Consider the following 24,111-nt stretch of genomic DNA (forward strand, 5'->3'; position numbering starts at 1 on the left):
GTGCCGCGAGCCCCTCTAGTCCATTACCTTGTCCATGTTTGACACGATGGCCTCTCCGTACTCGGAACACTTAAGAAGGGTCGCCCCCTCCATCTGTCTCTCGAGGTCATAGGTAACCGTTTTCTGCAAAACAGTCTCCTCCATCGCCCTGAAAACAAGCTCCGCAGCCTCGTGCCATCCCAGGTACTGGAACATCATGACTCCCGAGAGTATTACGGAACCCGGGTTTACCTTGTCCTGCCCGGTGTACTTGGGAGCGGTTCCGTGGGTGGCTTCGAAAACCGCCAGGTAATCGCCTATGTTGCCGCCCGGAGCAACTCCGAGACCTCCTACCTGCGCGGCGCAGGCATCGGACATGTAGTCGCCGTTAAGATTAGGCATGGCCATCACGTCGTATTCACTGGGTCTCGTGAGAACCTGCTGGAACATGCTGTCGGCTATGCGGTCCTTTATGACGATCTTGCCGTCGGGCTGCTTGCCGCCGTAATCGTCCCAGAGTTCATCCTCGGTTAATGTGATCTCCGGGAACTCCTCTTTCGCAAGCTCGTAGCCCCATTCGCGGAAGGCACCCTCGGTGAACTTCATTATGTTGCCCTTGTGGACGAGGGTGACGCTCTTTCTTTTATATTCTATTGCGTATTCGATCGCCTTTCTAACAAGCCTCTTGGTTCCGAAAGGACTTATGGGCTTTATTCCTATCCCGCTCAGCTCGCGGATGTTCACCCCGTAATTCTCAACGAGATACTCTCTTACGGCAGCCGCTTCCTCGGTGCCGCTCTCCCACTCGATTCCCGCATACACGTCCTCGGTGTTCTCCCTGAATATCACGACGTCTAGCTTGCCGGGAACCAGAAGAGGGTTGGGGGTTCCCTTGATCCATCTTACGGGCCTTACGCAGGCGTATAGATCAAGTATCTGGCGGAGCGCAACGTTAAGGCTCCTTATTCCTCCTCCAACTGGAGTGGTAAGCGGGCCCTTGATGGCAACAATATATTCTTTTATCGTTTCGGTGGTTTCCTCGGGAAGCCATTCGCCGGTCTCTTCATACGCTTTCTCTCCGGCCAGCACCTCAAGCCACGCTATCTTCTTCTTTCCTCCGTAAGCCTTCTCGACCGCGGCGTCGAACACTATCTGGGATGCGTGCCAGATGTCGGGGCCTATCCCGTCGCCTTCTATGAAGGGAATTATCGGGTTGTCGGGAATTACAAGCTTTCTGCTTTCCTCATCAATCTGTATTTTTTCTCCGCTTGGGACTGTCATTGAACACCTCTCCTTTTGAGCTAAACAAAAATTTAAATCTTACAATATAATGAAAAAAACCACCCTTTTCAAATCGATCTCTCCACCTACCCTGATATCATCTGACGCAGGACGGTCTGAAGTATCCCGCCGTTGCGGTAATATTCGACCTCAACCGGCGTATCTAGCCTGCACGTGGCGTGAAATTCTCTCTGCCCGCCATCAGAGTCCGTCACGGTTACGGTCATCCGCTTGCCCGGATAAAGGTCCTCTGAAATCCCGCTTACACCGAAGGTCTCAAAGCCCGTGATGCCGAGAGATTCGGCACTCTCCCCCTCCTCGAACTGAAGGGGCAGAACCCCCATTCCCACCAGGTTGCTCCTGTGAATCCGCTCGAAACTCTCCGCTATGACGCACCTCGCGCCCAGAAGAGCGGTTCCCTTTGCCGCCCAGTCCCGGGAGCTTCCCGTCCCGTATTCCTTCCCGCCGATTACGACAAGGTCCGTCCCGTCGCTCATGTACCTTGAGGACGCTTCGTAAATCGACATTTCCTCTCCCGTGGGAACGTGAACCGTCCACCCTCCTTCCTTTCCTCCGACCATCTTGTTTCTTATCCTGATGTTAGCAAACGATCCACGGATCATAACCTCGTGATTCCCCCTCCTTGAACCGAAGCTGTTAAAGCTCCTCGGGGTAACGCCTTTCGAGATAAGATAGCCGCCTGCGGGGCCGTCCTTGGGGATTGAGCCCGCGGGGGAAATATGATCCGTCGTTATCGAGTCTCCAAGTAGCGCAAGCACGTTCGCCCCTTCTATGTCTTCTGGGTCTTCGGGCTCAAGCGGGAAATCATCGAAAAACGGGGGCTCCTGTATGTAGGTGGATTCCGTATCCCACTCATAAATGTCTGACCTCGGAGCCTCAAGAGATTTCCAGGTCTCATCGCCTTCAAAAACCCTTGAGTACTGGGTGTTGAATATTTCGGGGGTGATTGACTCCGCTACCGTATCGATTATCTCCTGCTGCGTCGGCCAGATGTCCCTGAGGAACACTTCGTCCCCGTCGCTTCCAACCCCGAGGGGTTCGCTGTAGAGGTCGATTCCGACCTTGCCGGCTATGGCGAACGCCACGACAAGCGGAGGCGACGCCAGGTAAGCGAATTTCACAAGCGGGTGCACCCTGCCCTCAAAATTCCTGTTTCCGCTTAGAACCGCGGCGCAGGTAAGGTCGTTTTCCCTTATGGCCGCGTCCACGTCTTCTGGAAGCGGACCGCTGTTTCCTATGCAGGTCGTGCATCCGTATCCGACCAGACCGAAACCCAGTTCCTCAAGATACGGGGTAAGTCCCGCGGCGTTCAGGTAATCCGTTACCACCCTCGACCCCGGCGCCAAACTCGTTTTCACGTAAGGATTAACGGAAAGCCCCCTCTCAACGGCCTTCTTGGCGAAAAGCCCCGCCCCTACCATAACGGAGGGATTCGAGGTATTCGTACAGCTCGTGATGGCGGCTATTACGACCGAACCGTCTGAAATTCCGTTCGCCGCGCGCGATGCGTCTCCGTTCGCGGCAAGTCCCCTCGCCTGAAGATTCTCGTGGTAGGAGCTTTTCATGTCCCCGAGCGATATTCTGTCCTGCGGGCGGCTCGGGCCGGCAAGAGACGGCTCGACGGTTGATATGTCAAGTTCCAGCGTATCGGTGTAAACCGGGTCTTCCGCATCGTCGGTTCTGAACATTTTCTGTTCCTTCGTGTAGGCCTCGACAAGCGTGGCAGCGTCGTCCCTGCCAGTCGTCCCGAGGTATCTAAGTGTTTCGGCGTCTACCGGGAAAAATCCCATGGTGGCTCCGTACTCGGGAGCCATGTTCGCTATCGTGGCCTGGTCAGAGAGCGCGAGGTTGCTCACTCCGGGCCCGAAAAACTCGACGAACTTGCCGACAACGCCCTTTTTCCTAAGCATCTCGGTCACCGTTAAAACCAGGTCCGTTGCGGTAACACCCTGTGAGAGGCGGCCGGTGAGCCTGAATCCGATGACGTCGGGTATCAGCATGTAAAGCGGCTGCCCCAGCATGCAGGCTTCTGCCTCTATTCCCCCTACCCCCCAGCCCATGACGCTAAGACCGTTTATCATGGTCGTGTGGGAATCCGTTCCCACTAGGGTGTCTGGGTAAGCAACCGACTCGGAGCCTGTCTGCTTTGAGACGACTACGCTCGCAAGACACTCAAGATTGACCTGGTGCACTATTCCGGTTCCCGGGGGCACGACCCTGAAATTGTCAAAGGACCCCTGGGCCCATTTCAAGAAGGTGTATCTTTCCCTGTTTCTTTCGTACTCGACTTCCACGTTCTTGCCGAAAGCGTCGCCGCTTGCGAAATAATCGACCTGAACGGAGTGGTCTATTACCAGATCAACGGGAACTATGGGATTCACAAGCGAGGGGTCTCCCCCTTTTTTCTCGACAACCGACCTCATCGCGGCAAGGTCGACCACGCAGGGAACTCCCGTGAAATCCTGAAGTATCACCCTCGCGGGGTTGTATGGAATTTCTCTCGCCTCGGTATTTGAAGGGTCCCACTTGGCGAGGGACTCCACGTGCTGCTCAGTCACGGTTTTTCCGTCAAAATTCCTGAGCACGTTCTCAAGCAGTATTCTTATTGAAAAAGGCAGTCTTGAAATCGATACGCCGTAGCGCTCTTCAAGTTTTGCGAGGGAATATATCTTGTAGGTTTTGTCCCCGACCGAAAGGTCGGAAAGAGTATCGAGATTGTCAGTCAAAGCCATATGGCACCTCTTTTACACAGTTTCATATTTTGGAAGTCAGCGGGGTATTTTACCAAAGAGGGAGAAAAAATAAAACAGTTTCTGACGCCGATTAGTAAGGAATTTACGTTTTTAAGTAACCGGACTCCTTAAAAATACTCCTGTGATTACCTTGTCTGCATTGTTGGGGAATTTATTGAATGAACCCGTTTGACAGCTTTGTTCTGGCTTGGTCTGAAATTACTCTTTGTTCTTTAGAAAGTTCGTGTTGCTCTAGCCGTTGTTCAAGATATTCTAATCGTTTATTAAGATGCTCGGTGGTATCCACAACAGAGGGGTTATAATCAAAGTAATCCAATTCAGGCTTTACCACTTCCGCTCTATTTGCAGCAGTGATTATACTCGCAACGGCTCCTAGCACTCTCATGGGTAAAGAAAGATTAAACATAAGAATAAATATCAATATAAGACCGATAGGGTTGAAGCTGAAGCCAGATATTGTGATACTAGTCATAAAAAATACTATAACTAGTGTGTCAGGAAAAGGAAACAGTTTTAGCTTATGCCGGAGAATCACCTCTGGAAGAATATTTCCTGTCCTGGTCTTTCCGGCAGCGGTCCGATATTGATATCTAATAATATATTAAATATAATATTTTATATAGATTAGCATATTAACTCTTGACTATCCCTCTCGATGTAATATATTAAGCTATATTAAAAATCGTTTTCAATATAGAATTGGATATCAAAATGAGCTATGCGATTGAACATATAGCCAGCGCGCTGAGGAAGGCCCGCGAGGCAAAGGGGCTCAGCCAGCGTGAACTCGGCAAAAAAGCAGGCGTTCCGCAGGGCCATATCTCAAAGATTGAGAACGGCGCGGTCGACCTCAGAGTTTCAAGTCTGGTAGCGCTAGCCCGCACTCTTGACCTGGAACTCGCGCTCGCCCCGCGCAAGATTGTTCCCGCCTTGAAATCGCTTGTGCGTAGCAGCGCCACGGACGCACTGCGGGAAAGGGTAACCCCGCAGCCGCTCTACAGTCTTGATGAGGAAGGAGATGACTGACGTACATGTTCTGGATGTCCTGCTTTACGGCGACCCCATAGGCACGCTTACCCGCGTAGGGGACGACCGCGCCTTATTCGCCTTCAATGACTCCTATATCGGGGACTCTGCAAAGCCCACGCTCGGTCTGGGGTTCAAGGACCGGTTCGGAGAACTGATTACCGGGTTTCCGCCCACGCAGACGCGGCTGATACCGTTTTTTTCAAACCTGCTTCCCGAAGACCCCATGCGCACCTACCTTGCGGATCGTGCGGGGGTAAAACCCGTCCGTGAGTTCTTCCTGCTCTGGGCGCTTGGCGCGGACCTTTCGGGAGCGGTTACCGTTACCCCCTCGGGCGGTGAATTATGGCCGTCGGATGTCTCCGACGACAGCGACCGCGGCAGCGGTCGGCGTGAGAATGCCCTGCGATTTTCTCTGGCCGGCGTACAGCTTAAGTTCTCAGCCGTTGAGAAGGCTCGCGGCGGTCTTACCCTCCCGGCCAGAGGCGTCGGCGGTTCATGGATAGTCAAGCTGCCTTCTCTTCATTTTGCGGGAGTGCCCGAGAACGAGTTCTCGATGATGACACTTGCCCGGCTCCTGGGCATAAACGTGCCGGAGGTGCGCCTCATCAGCGTTGACTCGATCGAAAACCTGCCCGAAGACATCGGTCGCTTAAGCGGACAGGCGCTTGCCGTCAGGCGCTTTGATCGGTCAGATGACGGCGGCGCGGTTCACGTCGAGGACTTTGCTCAGGTTTTCGGCATCTATCCGGAGGAGAAGTATAAAAAGGCCAGCGCGCGTAACATTGCCACAGTGATCGGGGCCGAATGCGGCGAGGATGACATTGCCGAGTTTATCCGCCGCCTGACCTTCAACACGCTTATCGGCAATGCCGACATGCACCTTAAGAACTGGTCCCTCATTTATCCCGACAGGCGCAATGCGGCACTGGCACCGGCCTATGATTTTGTTTCCACGATTGCCTATATAGAGGACAACGAGGCCGCTTTGAAATTCAGCCGGACCAAACGCTTTGATCGCTATTCAGAGGATGAGCTTTCCCATCTTGCCGCCAAGGCCCTGCTGCCGGAGAAGCTCGTTCTGGACACTGTGCGTGAAACCGTCGCGTTGTTTTACCAGTACTGGAATGCGGAGAAGGCAAATCTTCCGTTGCCGGACAATGCCGTCAAGGCCATAGAGAATCATCTTAAGATTATCCCCTTGGCGATATGACACCTGCATGTCTTCCCCTCGATAGCAAGCAGCATAGTCCATCTCCCCGTAGCAAACCGGACAGTCAACATGCTCTGCTGCAATTATTAACAACAGTCTCCAAAGCTACCTGCTCAGGCGAGGTGATCGGGAGACCGCCGGGGATTTCCCCGACTCCGGGAGGTCAGTCGAACTTGCGTAGCGCGACACTTACGTTCGTTCCACCGAAACCGTAGGAATTGCTGAGAGCCACTTTTATCTTACTGTCTCTCGCGGTGTGCGGAATGTAATCCAGATCGCATTCGGGATCGCTCTCAAAAAGGTTTATAGTCGGCGGCAAAACGCCGTCTCGAAGCGCAAGCACGCAGATTGCCGCTTCCACCGCCCCCGCCGCGCCGAGCAGATGGCCGGTCATGGATTTCGTGGAACTCACCGGAATTCGCCGGGCGTCCTCGCCGAACACTTCCTTGATCGCGTTGGTTTCGTTAACGTCGTTAAGACGCGTCGAGGTTCCGTGGGCGTTTATGTAATCCACGTCCCCGGGATTAAGGCCCGAATCCTCCAGAGCCGCGTTCATGCAGCTTGACGGTCCCTCAAGCGAAGGCGCCGTGATGTGAAAGGCGTCGGCGCTCATTCCTGAGCCGAGCACCTCGGCGTATATGCTGGCACCCCTTTTTTTCGCGAACTCGAGCTCTTCAAGGATCAGCACTCCCGCCCCTTCCGAGAGGATAAACCCGTCGCGCCCCATCTCAAACGGCCTCGACGCGGTCTCCGGCTCGTCGTTTCTGGTCGAAAGCGCCTTCATGGCGTTAAAAGCCGCGAAGGTAAGGGGGATTAGCGGAGCTTCGGCTCCGCCGGCTATCATAACGTCCGCCTTGCCGTCCTGTATTATCTTGGCGGAAAGCGCGAGCGAGTGACCGCTTGCGGAACACGCGGTCGTCGAAGAACAGTTGGGACCCTTGGCGTTGAACCTTATCGAGACGTATCCCGAAGCCATGTTGGTCACTATGTTCGGTATGAAAAACGGGGAAACGCGGTTAGGACCCTTGTTCTCCATCGTGAGGACGGTGTCGTAGAAGGTTTTCATCCCGCCGATTCCCGATCCGATAAAAGTCCCCGTGCGCCCGGAGATATCATCGGTAACCTCAAGCCCGGCATCCTCAAGCGCCAGCTTGGTAGCCGCGATGGAGAGCTGAATGAACCTGTCGTTTCTCTTCGCATCTTTCGGCTCCATGTAGAGCGTCGGTTCGAAATCCTTCACCTGCCCCGCGATCTGCGTTTTAAGATCCGAGGGATCAAAGGACGAAACCCTGCTCACTCCCGGAACCCCTTCGCAGATCGAAGACCATGTGGCGTCGTTCCCCACCCCGACGGGCGTTATAAGCCCTATACCTGTAACCGCTACCCTTCTTCCCATTTCCCCTTATTCATCCTCCGAAGCGGCTTCAACTGAACTCTGGATAAAGTTGATCGCGTCCTGAACGGTTATTATGTTCTCCGCGTCTTCATCCGAGATCTCAAGCCCGAACTCATCCTCCATGGACATTATAAGTTCCACGAGGTCAAGCGAGTCGGCTCCGAGATCCTCTATAAAGGAAGAATCGGGAGTTATCTCATCCTCGGCTTTGCCGAGATGGCTCGCGATCATCTCCTTTACCTTAGCTAAAATTTCAGCATTATCCTTTGCCATGTGAGTCAAACCTCCTAAATTTTACATGTAAATTCCGCCGTTAACTTTTATAACCTCCCCGGTTATGTACGACGCGCCTTCGGAAACCAGAAAACACACCACGTTTGAGATGTCCTCAACGCGCCCGAATCTGCCGAGAGGTATAGCTTCCAGATATTTTTTTCTCATCTCCTCGTTAAGGTCCGCGATAATATCAGTCTCAACAAAACCGGGACTTACGGCGTTCACGGTTATTCCCCTTGAACTGAATTCCTTGGCGGTTGCTTTCGTGAGACCTACTACCCCGGCCTTTGAAGCGGCGTAATTCGCCTGCCCCGGGTTTCCGGCCTCACCGGCAGTCGAGGTGATATTTATTATTCTTCCGTAACGGTTCTTGAACATACCCCTTGAAACCGCCTTGGTACAGTTAAACGCTCCCTTGAGGTTTATGTCCATGACACGGTCCCAGTCCTCCTCCCCCATTCTCATCAAAAGCCCGTCATTCCTTATTCCCGCGTTGTTAACAAGTATATGTATTCCGCCCAGTTCACCCGAGAGTTCCCCCACGCACCGCTGAACCTCGTCGAAATCGGAGACGTCAAAGCCGACCGCCCTGCCCTTGCCCCCTTCCTGCTCTATCTCCTCGAGGGTCTCATCGGCCGCCTGGCGGTTGCTGATGTAGTTAATCAGAACATACGCCCCGCGCGAAGCGAGTTTCTTCGCAATGTCCTTTCCTATCCCGCGCGACCCGCCGGTTATAAGTGCAACCTGATTACTGAATTCCATCTGTCTTAATATGATTTAACTCCTCAATTTTTTCAATACCGGCGCAACGAACGCCTTTAAGGGTTCTTTTCACAAGACCGCTTAGAACCTTGGAGGGACCGATCTCAAGAAACTCAGAAACCCCGGAGTCCTTTAGAAACTCAAGGGACTCAGCCCATCTCACCGGGCTCACCACCTGCTCCACCAGTATATCCGCCACCTTGGCGGAATCGGAATTGGCCTCCGCCCCGGTATTGGTGACTACAGGACACTTAACAGGGTGAAAATCTATTTCCCCGAGAACGTCTCTGAGGCGCGCGGCCGCGGGCTCCATAAGGGAGCAGTGAAAAGGCGCGCTCACCTCGAGCTCGACAACCCGTCTTGCCCCTTTTTCCTTAGCAAGCTCCGACGCGGCCGAAACGGCCCCGGCTTCTCCTGAGATAACGGTCTGTGTGGGTGAATTGAAATTAGCCGGGGAGACCACGTTTTCTTCCCCCGCAACCTCGGCGCAAAGCTCGCTTACTTCCTCGGACGTGAGGCCCAGCACGGCAGCCATTTTGCCAACTCCCGGGGGAACCGCTTCCTGCATGAACTCCCCTCTTTTTCTCACGGTACGCACGGCGTCACCAAACTCGAGGCACCCGGAGGCGACAAGGGCTGTAAATTCCCCGAGGCTGTGTCCGGCAACCAGGTCTGGCCTTATTTCCGTCTCCTCAAGAACCACCCTCAACGCGGCCACGCTCGTTGTAAGTATCGCCGGCTGGGCATTCGCGGTAAGAGCAAGGGTCGCCGCCTCGCCCTCAAAGCAAAGCTTCGCCAGGTCGATTCCCAGAGCGTCATTTGCTTCTTCAAAAGTCTGCCTCGCAACTGCGAACTCGGCGCAGAAATCAGCGCCCATGCCAATGTACTGGGAGCCCTGACCTGGAAAAAGGAAAGCTATCATGGATTCAGTGTGTGTTTAGTCTTCCGCAACGACTTCCGTATCGGGAGCCTGTCTGAAGAAATTCCTTCCCTTGTAGTAGCCGCAACTGGGACAGGCCCTGTGGGGAGGTTTCATCTCGTTGCACTCGGGACAAAAGGAAGCCCCAGGCAACGCAACGGAATAATGGGTTCTTCTTTTTCTTGATTTCGATCTGGAAGTCTTTCTTTTGGGTAATGCCATCTCAGTCTCCTGGTTGAAACTATATCTTTATATCTTTAAGCACCGCAAAGCGCGAGTCCTCTTGGCGGGTCTCGCAGCCGCACTGCTGTTCGTTAAGATTCTGTCCGCACCCGCTGCAAAGTCCCCTGCAGTCCTCTGTGCAAACCACCTTGTAGGGAAGCGAAAGATTAACCTGCTCTCTCATGTAATCGTTAAGGTCTATCGTCCTACCCCGGTAAGTTTCATAATCTATGTCTCCGCCTGCTTCCTCCTTCTTTTCTGTCTCAGAAGGCGAAAGAATGAGGTTTACCCCAAGATTCGTATCAACGCTTACGTCGCTTAAGCAACGGGAACACCGGGCGACCGCCAGGAATCCGATTTTTCCCCGCACGCTTATCTCGCCCGCCGTGCGTAAAAGATCAATATGAAACTCTATATCGGAATCCACGCTCGCGACTTCTGATTTCTCGGAACCGCCGAGCCATCCCGGCCCCCTCGTGAGATTAAGACTCAATCCCCCGTCCTTTATTTCCGATACGTTGACTATCATCGCGCGGAAGCCCCGCCTGCAAAAATTGCTCTAATATAAACCACAATCGCTTTATTGCAAGTGATCAAGAGAAATAAGAGTTTCTGGAGGATTAAGTTTCTGGAGTGAGCACAGGGTTGAACTGGGGTTGTGCGTTCCACAAATAGCCTTGTAACCAGAGCCGGCCTTCAACATTCTGACCAACCTTAGGAGGCTCACTGCCTGACCAGGCGCGTTGGGTCACAACAATTTTCAGTTCGGCATCTTCATATTCTTCATCAAACCTCATGACTATAACCCTTATCTGCCAGCCGGATTGACCGAGCATATCGCCAAATCGTTCTTTTGAGAAGGGTTTTACCTCAAGCACGGGACCGTGAAACCAGTAGTCATCCTGATTCCACTCGGTAATGGGCAGAAACATGGCTGCATCTTCCATACTTATCACAGGAGGTGCCGACTCTTCTAAAGCCAGTATTTGCCTTGTCTCAGGTGTTATGGAAATTTCTCTGACCTCAGCTGGTTTTGCCTCGTAGGCGATGCCTGACAGAATGAAGTCGTAAGCCTCTCCTGCCTTATACCATGCACAGTTGCTGAAAAATTGGGTATCAAAGAATGAAATGTGTGATTGGCCCCAGCTTCCCTCAATTAGGGTCTCTGCTCGGTTCAGGACAAAAACCTGTCTAATCTCAATACTAGCTTGAATACCTTCGCTGAAGAAGGGATACAAGCTGAGCAACTCGCCGCCTTCTTTGTCTACACTACTTGAACTCCGAAGTATACCAGTGAACGTGGTTATTAAACCTCTATTATTATTTGGCCAGCAAAGGTGAACGCCTTTTGGCCACTCTGCCGGAACCTTGCGTGGAACAGGACGACCGTCGCTATATGAAACAGTGCCTAGCGAGCTCCCGATGATTGTGGGCAATTCATCAACCAAGCTGTCAATGTTTTCGTAAAACGGATCCCAATGCGAACCAGGAAGATAATCTTGGTCCTCAGGTTCCCAAGTGAATGTACAATCGGGCCATGAAGCAAAAGAGGTTGAATAGTTGTCGGACATCTCTTGGGTTCTAGAACATACTACGGTAGTAGCCAGTAGTCAATATTGCGCAATCATCAGACTTTTTCGCTGTCTTCGTTCCAAGCTTTCTGGTTTGTTCCGAAGACGGGGAATGCGCCCTGCCAGAATTGCCGCCCATTGCAGGTCCGAATCCTCCTATTCCGGCTTGCGGGCGTGGAAGAAATACATCGGGGTGAATATCCCGAGGCGCCCCGCTTCGGCGAAGGTTGCCGCAGTAAAGCTCAGAAGGTTGGAAACCTCGGTTGTTCCGCGCGGCACGATTCTCAGCCGTTCAAGCAGCCAGAGCAGACCGTGGGTCAGTCGGCGCCCCACCGCGGAACTGCGAAAATTTGCAAATGAAAGGCCCGATCCGACCATGGGCTGATACCATGGAATGCCCGGCGGGGCGTCGGCCGCTATATCGCGGGCCTCCACGAGTTCGAATCCGACTTTCCGCAGGATGTCGTCCACCTCGTGCGTCATGGGGATATCCGGAAGAGCGCTGGCATACTCCATATCGGTCTTGAGCCGTCGGTGATCCGGGTCATCAGGGTTAAACAGGTCAGTCATGCAACATTCGTAGACCGCCAGAGATCCGCCGGGCTTTAGCAGGCGGAAAATTTCGGCGTAAACCCCAGTCCTGTCCGGTGCGTGACAGGTCCCCTCAATGGAATAAGCGGCGTCGAAGGATGCGTCCGGTGCGTCGATTTCCATGAAATCGCAATGCAGCCAGTCGGCCAGATGGCCAAGACCCGCCGCCTCGCAGCGCTTCTCGGCCCGTTCGAGCTGCAGCGCATTGATGTTGACGCCCAGGATACGGGCGCCGGAGAAACGCGCAATCTCGATCAACGGGCCGCCGACTCCGCAGCCCAGATCTATAGCCGTCATTCCGGGCCTGAGGCCGAGCCTGAGGGCGATATAGTGTTCGTGCCGGGCAATCGACGCGGCAAAGCTTTCATTAGCCGCCCGCGAAGCGAAATGGATGGACTGCCCCCAGCCGTACTCGATAAAGTCGGTGGCGAGGTCGTACCAGGTTATTACGGGATTCCGGGAATCCGTCTTGCTCTCGCCCGTACCTTCGTGCGCCGCGCCGCTAGGGCGACTTTTGAAACCCTCGATGCGCGTGGCGACGTCGCCTGATTTTCCGCTTTTGAAGATGTCGGTGAGGTTCGATCCCATAATCAAAGTCCCGATTGATACGCCCGGAATATAACCGTCCATGCCCCGAAAATCAAAACTCCGGTCCGCTTTCAAGGAACATCCCGCACTGGGGACGGGGAAACGGACGGCTCAGACGTTATGACAGGCGACGCTGCGTCCGTCGGCTCCTTTTTTTTCCAGCCGCGGAGTCTCCCTTGAGCATACCTCCGTAGCCAGAGGACATCTCGGATGAAAACTGCAGCCCGAGGGAATATCCGCGAGATTCCTTATTTCTCCCGATACGGACGCTTCGCTGCCGTTTTCGCTCCCGGTTGTCCTTATCTCGGGGATTGCGGAGATAAGCATCCTGGTGTAGGGATGCGCGGGGTTTGAGTAGATATCGTCGCTTGAGGCAATTTCGACTATTTTCCCAAGGTACATTACGGCCACAAGGTCGCTTACGTGCTTTACGACGCGGAGGTCATGGGATATGAAAAGGTAGGAAAGACCGTGTTTTTTCTGAAGATCCTTAAGCAGGTTTATTATCTGCGCCTGCACTGACACGTCAAGCGCCGAGACGGGCTCATCGCAGACAACAAATTTCGGGCGAAGAGAGATCGCGCGCGCTATTGCTATCCTCTGGCGCTGTCCCCCGCTGAACTCGTGAGGATAGCGACCCATGACGTCGGCTCCAAGACCTACCTCGCCGAGAAGCCGGACCACGAACTCGTGGCGTTCTTCCTTTTTTACCGTGTTGTGAATGCTTATTCCCTCAGAGACAAGCGAGCCCACGTTCATCCTGGGGTTAAGGGAACCGTAGGGGTTCTGGAATATCATCTGCATTTCCCTTCTCAGGGAGCGAAGCCGAGCCGGGTCAAGTTCGGTGATGTCCTCTCCCTCAAAGAATATCTTCCCGGCGGTGGGAGCAAGAAGTCTCAGCACCGTTTTTCCAAGCGTCGTCTTGCCGCTGCCGCTCTCTCCCACAAGACCCACTGTACTGCCCCTTTCAATTTCAAGTTCTACTTCATCAACGGCACGTACATAGCTTGAAATTCTTGATAAAATACCTTTTCGGATCGGAAAGTACTTTTTAAGTTCTCTTACATTTAATATTGATTCATTCATTTTCATAACTGAACAGACATAAATCAGTTCCGCGTTACGCCGCATTCTTTTCAGGTCCAAGGCTTTGAGCAGTTTCGCAACCCGACCTGATCCGTGCCCGTCTAAGTTCCCATGACCTCTGCAGGTTAAGCCAGAGCCTCGGAGTCGTACAAAAATAACCGGACAAGCGTAGTGCCATGTCCTCTCTCACGTCACAATGGCTGTTAAGAATCTTCGTGATCCGGTCTTTCGGCACCCTTAATTTTTTTGATAACTCGTCGATTGACAGCCCCAGCGCGTCAAGTTCCTGGCTAAGTATCTCACCCGGATGCACCGGCCTCATTCCGTTTACAGGGTTCATTCTCTGCTCTCCCTTGTTTAGCCCCAAACAGCAGGGTCGATAATAGGTTTAACCAGAACAGTATACGGGAAAACGGTTGTATAATTCCATCTTTACAGCGTCCTCACAAATAAAGCCAGAAGATTGGTCCTCATTACTCAGGAACCTATGCCGATCAGTACTAGGGGAACTGGCGGCACTCCTCGCCCTTGCTTAAGCAGATTCAGCACTCCTCGTTCATAGCAAGGAACGCCAGAGGACATTTTCCGCTCCAGATCCTTCACAGGAAGTATCTCAATCCCCACGTCAATCATGTCAGAAACATAGGAACTGAGATGCTCGGCAAACAGTTCACGGGAGGTAAAAGCGTAATCGTCAAACTGCAATTCCACCGCCACCCGACCTTTTGCAAAACAGGGCCGGTTATAATATCTTATCGCTTCATGTTCGGATCTTTTGATTCCACATCCTTTCTCATCTCCAGACATCTCGCGTACATTGCGAAGAAGATTTCCGTTGCGCATTACCCAGAATGCCGCCCTTCGCTGTTGCCACCCTCTGCTTTCAAAGCCATCTTTGAACCGTTTGCTGATTTCTTCAGGGGAAACCAGCAGATTTTCCTGCTGTCCATCTTTTTCCGTAAAGACCCTGACTCGGCAAGCCTCGGCGTCAACGCTCTCTATCACAGTCCGTATGTCCATCCATAGCTCCCCGTAGCGAACCAGCATACATTCCTCGCCGTTTAAGTGTGAATGACTAGATTTAATCGTAATTATGCATTTGACAAAGCAAAATACAAGATATAGAATCATGCCTTATAGTGAAAATTTTGAAATGGGCTTTTCGGGTTTTTGTCGAAGAACACCTTTTTTACTTCTTGGGAATTCCTGCTATTGGAACATGGGGGGCTTTTTTTACGAGGAAAAAACAAATGGCACTTGAAGTTCTCCCTATTACCTTATTACTCTTTGGTGTCTGTGCTCTTGTCGGCGGTTATTTTTCGGTAAAAAAAGCGATAAGAAAAGTTTATCTTGAGGATCTTGAAGAGGTTCTTTCGTCCGTGAGGAATCTATTGGCAACTTGGCATTCTCCGACTTTGAACATTCTCCCATCAACTGAATCTGGGCCTGATCTTTTTCAATTAAGAATGGAAGCGATGGAGAAAACTTTAAACATAAGACCTAAATTAGTTAAAAGTCACGGAAAAGAAAAAATACCCCCGTTAATCACTGCGGATAATCCTGAATCGGTGATTACTTGGTATTCGTTTTTAGTTAGCGAAGTCGCGGCATATAAGAATTGAAGAAAATGCGAAAGATACTAGTTCTTAGTTTGTTGCTTACCTTATTTACTTCTGTTTCAGCGGGTGCGGAAGCAGAAGAACATGAAGCAGAGCTTAGCGAGTTTCTTAGATTCTCTGCCTACGCAATACAATCCTTCGGCTGGAAATGCAACGAAATTCAACGTTTAGACAATGGTTCTTTCGATTTCGGCCCCCGCAGCGCTCCCGGCTATGCTATTACCTACAAGATTACATGTGAAGACAATCTGACATATTATATGAGATATACAGGTATGCCAAGTAATACCAAACAACGTATTGCTTTCTGCCATAAAGGAACATGCAAGGAGTTCAAGTGAGCTTACGCAGTCAACTTCTTGTAAGTAAGAGTTTCCGTGTTCATAATGCGCCTAAGCGTATCAATGAAGATGTGAGGGTTATCCCGGTTATTAAGCCGCCATTCAAGCTCTTCTATGTAGCGGTCCATGTGCTTGACGGACATCTTATGGAATGCTCCAATGATGGAACGCTTGAACAGGCTCCAGACTCCCTCGATGCTGTTGATATGAACATCACCTCTTACCCATTCCTCTTCGGAGTGGGTAACGGTTTCATGGCGGGTATTATGATCTTCAATTCCGAGATAGGCTTTCCATTCATCGGTATATATGGCTTCAGCTTCGTCTTTCACAGCCCGCTTGATGAATCCGTGAAGAGTCTCCCGCTTGGTGTCGGGGATTCGTTCAATACGAACCTTCCCGCCTCGCTGGATGGCTCCGGCAACCCATGTTTTATTGCCCTTGTAAGCCCTGCCTTTGCCCTTTGTTTTTCCACCTATCAGTGTTTCGTCCACCTCCACGATTCCTATGAGGGTAGGACCTTCAAACGGTTCATTACCCATAGCCTCACGGATCCGGTGGCAGAGATACCATGCTGTCCTGTAGTTAATTCCGAGAGTTCGTTTTATCTGGTTGGCCGAGATTCCTTTCTTGGACTCACACATAAGATAGATGGCGATAAACCATTTTCTCAGGGGCAAATGGGAATCATGCATAATAGTTCCACTGGTTACCGAGAACTGGTAACCGCAACCCTTGCACTCAAAACGCTTCTGTTTTGGAAGTGGAAGAACTTCGACAGACCCGCAACGGGCGCAGTGAATACCATGCGGCCAGCGGATGTTTTCAAGTGCCTTACGGCACTGATCATCTGTTTGAAACTTATCCATTAAGGAGACGAGATTGATCATGGTTCAAAAATCCCCTGGAAAAAGAAAGAAACTTCCCAAAGACGCATTTGAACGAGGCGATAGATACCTCATGGAGTGTATCTTCGGGAAACGAGTAATGAAGGAACTGGACAAAATCACTTCGGAAGAACCGAAGGAAAAGCTTGAAATTAATACTGAATTTCTCATGTAGATAATTCTACATGTTGTACACTACTTTGTCAAATGCATAATTACGGATTTAATCTGCATCGACAACCTCCTCCGGTTTTGCGGCATAGAAACCAGATACGAGATGGGAAAATACCAGATCCGGTTCTGCGAATCCAGTATCAGAATTGGAATATGCACCCAGAGAATGAAGATCATTCAGGTCGCCCTTTCGGAAGAATACAGAAAACATTTCGGTTGCATATTGATTAGTCAACTCCCACGGATCAGAAGGCGAGAAGAATCAGGAAGGAGGCAAACATGCATATATAGATTTGATCAGCCTTATGAACATACCAGAGCTAAACGGATTAGCAAAAAAGATCGTAGGAACCCTCGACATCTCCTTAATTCTTGGGTAAATTACTTCCCGAAGTTTAATGGAAGAAAAGATAATACCGAGCAAGAAAAACGGGGTCGTCGAGTCACTTCCTGAGGGAACATCGCTAACAGAGATAATGAGGACGTTCCCTGATAACGCTACGGCTGAAAAATGGTTTGTTGAAAACCGCTGGCCAGACGGGATACACTGCCCGTGCTGCGGAGCGAAAAATATCCAGGAAAGAAAAACCCGTAAGCCTCAACCTTACCGTTGCCGTGATTGTCGCAAGGATTTCTCCGTCAAAACAGGGACGCTGATGCATCATTCTAGGCTTGGACTTCAGGTTTGGGCGATAGCCATATATCTTCTTGTTACCAACCTCAAAGGTGTTTCCAGCATCAAACTCCATAGAGGTCTGGATATCACTCAAAAGAGCGCATGGCACTTGGCTCACCGCATAAGAGAGACTTGGAAAGATAATGAAGACATGTTTTCTGGGGCTTTAGAACTTGATGAAACCTTTACGGGTAGCCAACACCTTCCCTATCAAGGACTGATCTCATGAATGAAGAATTATCACGGTATCTTAATGGCAGGAAATTCGGAACTGTACTAGCCGACCCTCCTTGGAGATTTCATAACAGAACCGGCAAGGTTGCCCCGGAACACCGCAGATTGTCGAGATATGACACCATGACATTCGAGGAGATAGCGGCACTCCCTGTAAAGGACCATGTTGCCGACATTTCTCATTGTTATCTATGGATACCGAATGCGTTGCTCCCTTATGGTTTAGACATATTGGACGCTTGGGGCTTTGAATACAAAACAAACCTGATCTGGCACAAAATACGTAAAGACGGCGGGTCGGATGGAAGGGGCGTAGGATTTTACTTCCGAAATGTGACAGAAATCCTGTTATTCGGCGTTAGGGGGAAAAACGCCAGAACCCTTGCCCCGGGCAGAAGCCAGGTTAATTTGATAGCCAGCCGCAAAAGAGAGCATTCACGTAAACCTGATGAGCAATATGATCTTATAGAGAGCTGTAGCCGGGGACCGTATCTTGAACTGTTTGGACGTGGCGGCAGGGAGAAATGGGTAGTGTGGGGCAATCAGGCTAATGGAGACTATCAACCTGACTGGCCTACATACAAATACAATTCGACGGGTGCCGAGTGAGCTTATCTTTACTGACGGATGCGGGATTTGATATTATCCACAAAAACCACGCCTTAGCAGTTCTTGCTAGGGATTTTCCTGTACCATTTAAAGAATTATGTGAAGTGTTAACGGGCATAAGGATTGCGGATGTGGAACTGATACAGGGTGGAGGGGGCGAAGCAAGTTCCACTCAGAGACTACGCAGAGATCTGACTAATAAAAACTGGGAGAAGCGCAGGATCACTATCAGAAAGACAGTGGACGAGCTGGAAAAGTTTTCAGTAACGCACGAAATTGACCATGTCAGAAGAACTGAGAATGGGACAATCGCTCTTGAAATAGAGTGGAATAACAAAGACCCGTTTTTTGATCGCGATCTCGAAAGTTTCCAGCGTATACATAAAGATGGGGTGATTAGCGCAGGCGTGATAGTGACTCGCGGCAAGTCACTTCAAGATAGCTTGGTCAAAATTGTGGCTGACTGCGCTTCACGCTACAACATCAGAGGATTTGAGGACTTATCCGTATTCGGAGTAAGTCCGACAAAACGACAACGTGACATGGTGAAAACCACAGGTGATGATTTCATAAAAGATTGGGCGCCTGTTTTCGTACGGGATAAATTTGGAAGGGCTACGACACACTGGGACAAGCTGCAGGACCGTATTGAAAGAGGTGTTGGAAATCCATGCCCGCTACTTCTCATAGGAATTCCGGCATCCGTAGTATACGAGGGAGAATTATAGTGAGCGAAGACCAAGAGAAATCTGACGGGCGGACGGAAATTATCCCACCCATACCTGACACACCAGAGAACGTAGCCAAGGCTATTATGATGAATAAGCCTAAGAAGGAATGGGATTACCTAAAGCGAAATCAGGCACGGAAATTTGGAGTTGGAAGAAAAGAGAAGTGAAATAGGAGTTCGGATGAGTATATCTTTCCAACGCATTATTCCACCCCGTTTTCCAAAAACATCTCGTAGCGGAAACAGGCTGAACCGTGAAAATCAGAAACGCTGTAAAGGTCCGGCTGCGCCTCAAAACATTTTCCTTCCGCATACTCGCAGCGGTTGTTGAACCTGCACCCTTCGGGGAACTCGCCCGGAGATGGAATCGTACCCCTGATCGAGTGAAGCTCCTCGCCCGCCGACTGGCCGGGAATCGAATTTATAAGCCCTATGGTGTAGGGATGCGCGGGGGCGGAAAAAAGCTGCTCAACGCTTCCCTGCTCAACCACCTTCCCCGCGTAAAGAACGTAGATGTCGTCGGCAACGTTTGAGATAACCCCGAGGTCATGGGATATAAGCATGACCGCCATCCCCATCCTGTCCCGAAGACTTTTTATAAGGGACAAAATCCCCGCCTGGATGGTCACGTCAAGGGCGGTCGTCGGCTCATCGGCTATCAGCAGTTCGGGGCTGCAAGCAAGGGCCATCGCGATCATTACCCTCTGGCACATTCCCCCGCTCAGCTCGTGCGGGTAGCTCGAGTATCTCTCCGCGGGAGAGGGAATGCCGACTGTGTCGAGCAGATCAACTACTCTTCTCTTTTCCTCTTTTCTCGAGACGTTCTCGTGAACCCTTATGACCTCGCCTATCTGGTCCCCCACGGTGTAAACGGGATTAAGGGAACTCATCGGTTCCTGGAATATCATGGAGATCCTGTTTCCGCGGTAATGCCTGAGTTCCCGCTCGGTGAGCGAAAGGAGGTTTTCTCCCTTGTATATAACTTCCCCCGAGTTCACCCTGGCAGGCGGCACGGGCAGAAGCCCCATGACGGAAAGAGCGGTGAGGGTTTTTCCGCAGCCGCTTTCCCCTACGACCCCGACTATCCTCCCCTCTCCTATACTGAGGCTCACGTCTCCCAGGACCTCAAGCTCCCCGCCTTCTGAGGGAAAGGACACGTTAAGGTTTTTTATCTCAAGCAGCTCTGAATTCGCCATCACGTAATATTATCTTTCCTTTAGTTTGGGGTCTATCGCGTTTCTGAATCCTTCCCCCACCAGATTAAGAGCCGTAACCGTCACGAAAATCGCAAGCCCGGGGAAAAGAACAAGCCACCACGCGAAATCCACGTACTTCTGGGACTGCGAGATTATCTCTCCCCAGCTGGGTTCCGGGGGCGTCACCCCGAACCCGAGAAAGCTGAGACTCGATTCAACCAGTATAGCTCCCGCCACTCCGAAGGTGGCGCTCACCAGAACGGGCGCAAGAGCGTTTGGAAGCATGTGCTTTAGTATAATCCTGCGGTCGCCGCTTCCAAGGGCCCACGCCGCCTCGACGTAGTTCGTCTGGCGAAGTTTCAGAAACTCTCCGCGAACGAGCCTCGCCACGCCCGTCCAGCCCGTTATGCCTATCACTATCATGATGTTATAGATACTGGGCTCCGTAAAGGCGAGGATGGTGAGAATCAGAAAGAAAACGGGAAAGGTGATCATCACCTCTATCAGCCGTGAAATCGCAAAATCGATCCAGCCGCCGTAATAACCCGCGATCGCTCCCAGTATTATTCCTATCACCATGGCTATCCCTACGGCAACCACCCCTATTGAAAGCGATATCCTCGCCCCGTGAATCATCCTGCTGAGAACATCCCTTCCCCTGTCGTCCGTGCCAAGAAAATGGTTCCCGTCGGGAGCCGAGAGAACGGAGAAGAAATCGCTTTCCGTGGGGCTGTACTTCACGGGGGGGAAAATCGCGAACGAATCCGGGTCGTCAAGATACATGCCCCGAAGGTCCTCTCCGCGAAACTCGGGATAATCGATAACCACGGGGAAATAGTACTTGCCCTCCTCAACGAGCACTATGGGCCTGTTGCCCGCGAGGAAACTTTCAAAAAGCGCCGTCACCGCGAGGAGAACTATGAAGAAAAACGAGACGTACGCGAGGGAGTCCTTCTTGAACTCGATCCACACCCTGTCCCAGTACCCGATGCCTGAGCCCTGCTTCATGATTTCCTCTCAAAGCCGATCCTGGGGTCAACCACGGCGTAGGTTAAATCCGATATAAGAATGCCGATCAGGGTAAGGAGAGCGGAGATGGTGGCGACGGCCATTATGACTGGGTAGTCCCTTGAAAGCACGGACTCAAATCCCAGCCTTCCTATCCCAGGGATCGAAAAGATGGTCTCTATGATAACGCTTCCCCCTATCATGGCGGGAAGAATCGAGGCGATTATCGTAACTATCGGGATAAGCGAATTCCTTAGGGCGTGCTTGAAAAGCACCCTGTTTGGCGCAAGCCCCTTGGCCCTGGCTGTCCTTATGTAGTCCTCCCTGAGCACCTCAAGAAGGCTTCCCTTCTGGTAGCGCGAAAGCGATGCGAGGGAGGCGTAGGTAAGGCAGAAGACGGGGAGAACAAGGTGCCAAAGGAAATCGAGGGTTCTCTCGAGAAAAGGAAGGTCCTCATAGCCCCTCGAGTGCACGCCGTATATGGGAAAGATATCAAAAGCTCCCCCGCCGCCGAAGAAATAGATAAGCACCACGGCCATCCAGAAGCTCGGAATCGAGTAGAGAAGAAAAAGAACGAAAGTCGTTGCGCGCTCCGCAAAGCTCCACTGCCTAACGGCTGACCAGGCCCCGATCGGTATGGCTAGCAGGTACACGAGGAAGATCGAAAGAGCGTTCAGTATGAGAGTGATCGGAAGTCTTTCCGCTATCTTGTCTATTACCGGGCGGTGGTCCTTGTAGGAATTTCCGAAATCAAGCGTCACGATCTGGCCGAGCCAGATGAAATACCTCTGGTGAACGGGCTTATCGAGACCGTAGAGCTTTTTGGTCTGCTCGACTATCTCCTTGGTCACCTGATCGCTTTTTATTCCCTGATCAAGCGACATCCTGCTCTCAACGGGGCTCCCCGGGGCAAGCTGTATCACCAGGAAAGTGATAAGGGTGATCCCGAACAGCGTGGGAATCATCAGCAGAAGTCTTTTCAGGATATAGTCCTTCATTGGGGAAAAAAAGAATATCCTTCAAGAGTTGGATTTTTTATTATAAACCGAACGGAAAGTATACTCGCCATGCCGAAATTTACTTCATATGCTTCCAAAAACAAGCTCTTAGGGTCGGTCAGGAACTCAGATGGTATCGTGGATATATGGATTGTCCCTGAGTACCCGTACCAGTTTCCTTACGACTTCGCCTCGTTTACCACGACTCATTCTGTCAAGATTGATCCGCTTCCAGAGAATCGCGGGCAAGTTCCTCGCATCGGGAAAAGGAAGCAGGTTCCAGTCCGGCTCCCCTTCATTAAACCCGACGAGAAAAGCCCTGTGGCGCTCCGTGAGGGCACTTAGAATTCTCCCCGGCAGCGCAAGCTGGGTTTCGAGCAGGTTCTCAAGGCTCACATCGATTCTCGCCATCCCCGCAAAACGATGATGATAAAGGTTCCTTATGTCCTGAATTCTGGGATCAAGCACCTCATGAGTCGGCTTGCGATGGCTGACCAGATAAACGACAAAAGCGTCAAGTATCTCACGAGTAAGCTCTCCGCCTCTTTTAAAAAACAACCAAACATCGAATATGTCCCGCGGATGCTGTCTCTGCAGGGCCGCGCAGAATTTGCCCGCGTAAAGCTCCGCCTCCGAGAGGCAGTTTATCTTCATGCTCCCGCCGAACTCTTTTTCAAGCAACGGACACAAGGGCATCCTGACCGGCGGCAGCAAGGTTCCTCGCACCACTTCGTTAACTTCGATCTTAACCAGCATGCCGTCTTTTCTTACCAAGGCCTTAAAATTCTCCTGGATGTCCACTTCCGCCCCGGACAAGAATTTTCTGATCTCAGACCCGATCGCTTCCATGTTCTCACGGATATCGCGAAACGCTTCGTCGCGGCCGTTAAGCGGCAGGTAGCAGAGATCGATGTCCACGGAAAGCCTCGGGCAATTCCGGAAGAAGAAATTGATGGCCGTGCCTCCCTTGAGAGCGAACACCTCCTGTCCGGCGGCAATCCGCAACGTCTCAAGCAGCAAGTCCGATTGCCTTCGATACGCTTCCGTCATGAATCCATCCAGATTTCGGGAACCGTTATCTTGAATCTCGAGTTCCAGAGTCCGCCGCTTACAACATGTCGGCTCCCTGAACCGAGATTAACGGACCCCAGGTTCAGTTCACGGTACCATTCGTGACTGACAATCTCCGCCAAGGCAAGAAACAGCCGCTTTGCCTTTACCGACCTGCACGCAAGCAGGATGCTTTGCACCATCTCAGGGCGCAATGTCGCTAGGCCTTCCATAAGCTGCCTGGCTTCCTCGAAATCCGCGTGGTTCGGCAGCAGGTAGCAGTACTCAAGCATGGCCCGTTCGGGAGAGCTTATTTCGAGCGAGAACTCCCCGGCACGCCAGTTGGTCACGCCCGCTGAAACCGGGTCAAACAGCGCATCGGCGTTAAGAATGCACAGGTTTGCGGCAAACGGCTGACGCGTAAACCACTGGGGCAGTTTCCTTTCGGACCCGACGGCTAGCTGTAGAACGGGGCTTGCTCCAAGCGGCAGGTAATGCAGTCGCCCCTGATACCCAAGCGCCGTACACGCCGCGGGGTAAACGGTCACGGAACGCTGCCGTTGCAAAGCGTAGATGGATCCTGACAAGGTAGGTTCCGTTCCAGCCCTCATCCATGCCCCTCTGCCAATAGGACTCAGCCACCCGCTGCTCTTGTAGCCCTGCAGCAGCTGGGGGGAAACCCGTTGCAAGGCTAGCCACCCGCTGGTCATGGGAACACCCGGGGGATTCTGGGCAAGCACGCGATTGATTCTGGTTCCCCGTGGCGTTTCATACTGTGTTTCTACGTAGCTCATATCAATGTTCTCGGCCTGCCTTTGATTAAAGTTTTTATTTATTATTTAGAATATAAATACAAGTATACTATATTTTTAAGAAAATATAAAAACAGTTTACTGAAAATGTTT

Annotated in this window: 26 protein-coding genes; 7 read left to right on the plus strand and 19 right to left on the minus strand. The window is 51.6% G+C overall.

Translation table 11 applies throughout. From position 1 onward, the window contains the following. Positions 1-15: 15 nt before the first annotated feature. Complete coding sequence (icd, locus tag F4Z13_07070; protein ID MXZ48986.1) at positions 16-1,260, minus strand: isocitrate dehydrogenase (NADP(+)); 1,245 nt, start codon at positions 1,258-1,260, stop codon at positions 16-18. 86 nt (positions 1,261-1,346) lie between these two features. Beyond that, positions 1,347-4,013 (minus strand): aconitate hydratase AcnA, encoded by a 2,667-nt coding sequence (gene acnA, locus F4Z13_07075; protein MXZ48987.1) that lies wholly within the window; start codon positions 4,011-4,013, stop codon positions 1,347-1,349. A 732-nt stretch (positions 4,014-4,745) separates the two neighbouring features. Here acnA and F4Z13_07080 point away from each other — a divergent pair. Beyond that, a complete protein-coding gene (locus F4Z13_07080; GenBank protein MXZ48988.1) occupies positions 4,746-5,060 on the plus strand; it encodes a helix-turn-helix transcriptional regulator in 315 nt (104 codons plus the stop codon). Then, complete coding sequence (locus F4Z13_07085) at positions 5,053-6,273, plus strand: type II toxin-antitoxin system HipA family toxin (GenBank protein ID MXZ48989.1); 1,221 nt, start codon at positions 5,053-5,055, stop codon at positions 6,271-6,273. Before F4Z13_07080 ends, F4Z13_07085 begins: the two co-directional genes overlap by 8 nt. Positions 6,274-6,436: 163 nt before the next feature. Here the strand turns inward: F4Z13_07085 and fabF are convergent, their stop codons facing one another. The 11 genes from fabF to F4Z13_07140 all read right to left on the minus strand — a co-directional run bounded on the left by fabF (position 6,437) and on the right by F4Z13_07140 (position 14,815). After that, positions 6,437-7,669, minus strand: coding sequence for a beta-ketoacyl-ACP synthase II (fabF, locus tag F4Z13_07090; GenBank protein MXZ48990.1), 1,233 nt, complete (start codon positions 7,667-7,669; stop codon positions 6,437-6,439). A gap of 6 nt (positions 7,670-7,675) precedes the next feature. Next, positions 7,676-7,942: an acyl carrier protein gene (gene acpP / locus F4Z13_07095; protein ID MXZ48991.1), complete on the minus strand. Its 267-nt coding sequence runs from the start codon at positions 7,940-7,942 to the stop codon at positions 7,676-7,678. A gap of 21 nt (positions 7,943-7,963) precedes the next feature. Then, on the minus strand, positions 7,964-8,707 hold the full coding sequence (gene fabG / locus F4Z13_07100) for a 3-oxoacyl-[acyl-carrier-protein] reductase (protein ID MXZ48992.1): 744 nt from the start codon (positions 8,705-8,707) through the stop codon (positions 7,964-7,966). Continuing rightward, the gene (gene fabD, locus F4Z13_07105) at positions 8,694-9,629 is read right to left on the minus strand and encodes an ACP S-malonyltransferase (protein ID MXZ48993.1); all 936 of its coding nucleotides are present in this window, start codon (positions 9,627-9,629) and stop codon (positions 8,694-8,696) included. The genes fabG and fabD overlap by 14 nt, the downstream gene beginning before the upstream one ends. 15 nt (positions 9,630-9,644) lie before the next feature. Further along, the gene (locus F4Z13_07110; protein ID MXZ48994.1) at positions 9,645-9,848 is read right to left on the minus strand and encodes a 50S ribosomal protein L32; all 204 of its coding nucleotides are present in this window, start codon (positions 9,846-9,848) and stop codon (positions 9,645-9,647) included. A gap of 19 nt (positions 9,849-9,867) precedes the next feature. Continuing rightward, on the minus strand, positions 9,868-10,377 hold the full coding sequence (locus tag F4Z13_07115; GenBank protein ID MXZ48995.1) for a DUF177 domain-containing protein: 510 nt from the start codon (positions 10,375-10,377) through the stop codon (positions 9,868-9,870). A gap of 91 nt (positions 10,378-10,468) precedes the next feature. After that, positions 10,469-11,296: a hypothetical protein gene (locus F4Z13_07120; GenBank protein ID MXZ48996.1), complete on the minus strand. Its 828-nt coding sequence runs from the start codon at positions 11,294-11,296 to the stop codon at positions 10,469-10,471. Positions 11,297-11,575: 279 nt separating this feature from the next. Next, complete coding sequence (locus F4Z13_07125; protein MXZ48997.1) at positions 11,576-12,640, minus strand: methyltransferase domain-containing protein; 1,065 nt, start codon at positions 12,638-12,640, stop codon at positions 11,576-11,578. Between the two features lie 69 nt (positions 12,641-12,709). Continuing rightward, entirely contained in the window at positions 12,710-13,684 is a 975-nt protein-coding gene (locus F4Z13_07130; GenBank protein MXZ48998.1) for an ATP-binding cassette domain-containing protein, read from the minus strand. Between the two features lie 34 nt (positions 13,685-13,718). After that, the gene (locus F4Z13_07135) at positions 13,719-14,006 is read right to left on the minus strand and encodes a HigA family addiction module antidote protein (protein MXZ48999.1); all 288 of its coding nucleotides are present in this window, start codon (positions 14,004-14,006) and stop codon (positions 13,719-13,721) included. A gap of 155 nt (positions 14,007-14,161) precedes the next feature. Continuing rightward, positions 14,162-14,815, minus strand: a complete 654-nt coding sequence (locus tag F4Z13_07140; GenBank protein MXZ49000.1) for a restriction endonuclease — start codon at positions 14,813-14,815, stop codon at positions 14,162-14,164. Between the two features lie 119 nt (positions 14,816-14,934). On the opposite strand from F4Z13_07140, the gene F4Z13_07145 reads away from it, so the two are divergent. Together F4Z13_07145 and F4Z13_07150 are read left to right on the plus strand one after the other, a co-directional pair. Then, a complete protein-coding gene (locus F4Z13_07145) occupies positions 14,935-15,306 on the plus strand; it encodes a hypothetical protein (protein MXZ49001.1) in 372 nt (123 codons plus the stop codon). A 5-nt stretch (positions 15,307-15,311) separates the two neighbouring features. Beyond that, complete coding sequence (locus F4Z13_07150; protein ID MXZ49002.1) at positions 15,312-15,644, plus strand: hypothetical protein; 333 nt, start codon at positions 15,312-15,314, stop codon at positions 15,642-15,644. 2 nt (positions 15,645-15,646) lie between these two features. On the opposite strand, the gene F4Z13_07155 is transcribed toward F4Z13_07150, so the two are convergent. Beyond that, positions 15,647-16,534: an IS1595 family transposase gene (locus F4Z13_07155; protein ID MXZ49003.1), complete on the minus strand. Its 888-nt coding sequence runs from the start codon at positions 16,532-16,534 to the stop codon at positions 15,647-15,649. A 569-nt stretch (positions 16,535-17,103) separates the two neighbouring features. Between F4Z13_07155 and F4Z13_07160 the strand changes: the two genes are divergently transcribed. The 3 genes from F4Z13_07160 to F4Z13_07170 are packed head-to-tail and all read left to right on the plus strand — an operon-like array spanning position 17,104 to position 18,952. Further along, complete coding sequence (locus F4Z13_07160; protein MXZ49004.1) at positions 17,104-17,610, plus strand: transposase; 507 nt, start codon at positions 17,104-17,106, stop codon at positions 17,608-17,610. After that, positions 17,607-18,224 (plus strand): S-adenosylmethionine-binding protein, encoded by a 618-nt coding sequence (locus tag F4Z13_07165; GenBank protein ID MXZ49005.1) that lies wholly within the window; start codon positions 17,607-17,609, stop codon positions 18,222-18,224. Before F4Z13_07160 ends, F4Z13_07165 begins: the two co-directional genes overlap by 4 nt. Further along, complete coding sequence (locus F4Z13_07170) at positions 18,221-18,952, plus strand: restriction endonuclease (protein ID MXZ49006.1); 732 nt, start codon at positions 18,221-18,223, stop codon at positions 18,950-18,952. Before F4Z13_07165 ends, F4Z13_07170 begins: the two co-directional genes overlap by 4 nt. Before the next feature lie 205 nt (positions 18,953-19,157). Here F4Z13_07170 and F4Z13_07175 read toward each other — a convergent pair whose 3' ends face one another. The 5 genes from F4Z13_07175 to F4Z13_07195 form a co-directional block, all read right to left on the minus strand. Then, the gene (locus F4Z13_07175) at positions 19,158-20,135 is read right to left on the minus strand and encodes an ABC transporter ATP-binding protein (protein ID MXZ49007.1); all 978 of its coding nucleotides are present in this window, start codon (positions 20,133-20,135) and stop codon (positions 19,158-19,160) included. Positions 20,136-20,159: 24 nt separating this feature from the next. Next, positions 20,160-21,158: an ABC transporter permease gene (locus F4Z13_07180; protein MXZ49008.1), complete on the minus strand. Its 999-nt coding sequence runs from the start codon at positions 21,156-21,158 to the stop codon at positions 20,160-20,162. Continuing rightward, positions 21,155-22,156 (minus strand): ABC transporter permease, encoded by a 1,002-nt coding sequence (locus F4Z13_07185; GenBank protein MXZ49009.1) that lies wholly within the window; start codon positions 22,154-22,156, stop codon positions 21,155-21,157. Before F4Z13_07185 ends, F4Z13_07180 begins: the two co-directional genes overlap by 4 nt. Positions 22,157-22,282: 126 nt before the next feature. Beyond that, positions 22,283-23,206: a nucleotidyl transferase AbiEii/AbiGii toxin family protein gene (locus F4Z13_07190; protein MXZ49010.1), complete on the minus strand. Its 924-nt coding sequence runs from the start codon at positions 23,204-23,206 to the stop codon at positions 22,283-22,285. After that, positions 23,203-24,000 (minus strand): hypothetical protein, encoded by a 798-nt coding sequence (locus tag F4Z13_07195; GenBank protein MXZ49011.1) that lies wholly within the window; start codon positions 23,998-24,000, stop codon positions 23,203-23,205. The genes F4Z13_07190 and F4Z13_07195 overlap by 4 nt, the downstream gene beginning before the upstream one ends. Positions 24,001-24,111: the final 111 nt, after the last annotated feature.

The sequence above is a fragment of the Candidatus Dadabacteria bacterium genome, assembly GCA_009837205.1.
Classification (GTDB): domain Bacteria; phylum Desulfobacterota_D; class UBA1144; order Nemesobacterales; family Nemesobacteraceae; genus Nemesobacter.

Excerpts from the sequence above, each read along its gene's own strand:
- icd (MXZ48986.1), bottom strand. The coding sequence starts at position 1,260 with ATGACAGTCCCAAGCGGAGAAAAAATACAGATTGATGAGGAAAGCAGA.
- acnA (MXZ48987.1), bottom strand. The coding sequence starts at position 4,013 with ATGGCTTTGACTGACAATCTCGATACTCTTTCCGACCTTTCGGTCGGG.
- F4Z13_07080 (MXZ48988.1), top strand. The coding sequence starts at position 4,746 with ATGAGCTATGCGATTGAACATATAGCCAGCGCGCTGAGGAAGGCCCGC.
- F4Z13_07085 (MXZ48989.1), top strand. The coding sequence starts at position 5,053 with ATGACTGACGTACATGTTCTGGATGTCCTGCTTTACGGCGACCCCATA.
- fabF (MXZ48990.1), bottom strand. The coding sequence starts at position 7,669 with ATGGGAAGAAGGGTAGCGGTTACAGGTATAGGGCTTATAACGCCCGTC.
- acpP (MXZ48991.1), bottom strand. The coding sequence starts at position 7,942 with ATGGCAAAGGATAATGCTGAAATTTTAGCTAAGGTAAAGGAGATGATC.
- fabG (MXZ48992.1), bottom strand. The coding sequence starts at position 8,707 with ATGGAATTCAGTAATCAGGTTGCACTTATAACCGGCGGGTCGCGCGGG.
- fabD (MXZ48993.1), bottom strand. The coding sequence starts at position 9,629 with ATGATAGCTTTCCTTTTTCCAGGTCAGGGCTCCCAGTACATTGGCATG.
- F4Z13_07110 (MXZ48994.1), bottom strand. The coding sequence starts at position 9,848 with ATGGCATTACCCAAAAGAAAGACTTCCAGATCGAAATCAAGAAAAAGA.
- F4Z13_07115 (MXZ48995.1), bottom strand. The coding sequence starts at position 10,377 with ATGATAGTCAACGTATCGGAAATAAAGGACGGGGGATTGAGTCTTAAT.
- F4Z13_07125 (MXZ48997.1), bottom strand. The coding sequence starts at position 12,640 with ATGGACGGTTATATTCCGGGCGTATCAATCGGGACTTTGATTATGGGA.
- F4Z13_07130 (MXZ48998.1), bottom strand. The coding sequence starts at position 13,684 with ATGAATGAATCAATATTAAATGTAAGAGAACTTAAAAAGTACTTTCCG.
- F4Z13_07135 (MXZ48999.1), bottom strand. The coding sequence starts at position 14,006 with ATGAGGCCGGTGCATCCGGGTGAGATACTTAGCCAGGAACTTGACGCG.
- F4Z13_07140 (MXZ49000.1), bottom strand. The coding sequence starts at position 14,815 with ATGATTCTATATCTTGTATTTTGCTTTGTCAAATGCATAATTACGATT.
- F4Z13_07145 (MXZ49001.1), top strand. The coding sequence starts at position 14,935 with ATGGCACTTGAAGTTCTCCCTATTACCTTATTACTCTTTGGTGTCTGT.
- F4Z13_07150 (MXZ49002.1), top strand. The coding sequence starts at position 15,312 with ATGCGAAAGATACTAGTTCTTAGTTTGTTGCTTACCTTATTTACTTCT.
- F4Z13_07155 (MXZ49003.1), bottom strand. The coding sequence starts at position 16,534 with ATGATCAATCTCGTCTCCTTAATGGATAAGTTTCAAACAGATGATCAG.
- F4Z13_07160 (MXZ49004.1), top strand. The coding sequence starts at position 17,104 with ATGGAAGAAAAGATAATACCGAGCAAGAAAAACGGGGTCGTCGAGTCA.
- F4Z13_07165 (MXZ49005.1), top strand. The coding sequence starts at position 17,607 with ATGAATGAAGAATTATCACGGTATCTTAATGGCAGGAAATTCGGAACT.
- F4Z13_07180 (MXZ49008.1), bottom strand. The coding sequence starts at position 21,158 with ATGAAGCAGGGCTCAGGCATCGGGTACTGGGACAGGGTGTGGATCGAG.
- F4Z13_07185 (MXZ49009.1), bottom strand. The coding sequence starts at position 22,156 with ATGAAGGACTATATCCTGAAAAGACTTCTGCTGATGATTCCCACGCTG.
- F4Z13_07190 (MXZ49010.1), bottom strand. The coding sequence starts at position 23,206 with ATGACGGAAGCGTATCGAAGGCAATCGGACTTGCTGCTTGAGACGTTG.
- F4Z13_07195 (MXZ49011.1), bottom strand. The coding sequence starts at position 24,000 with ATGAGCTACGTAGAAACACAGTATGAAACGCCACGGGGAACCAGAATC.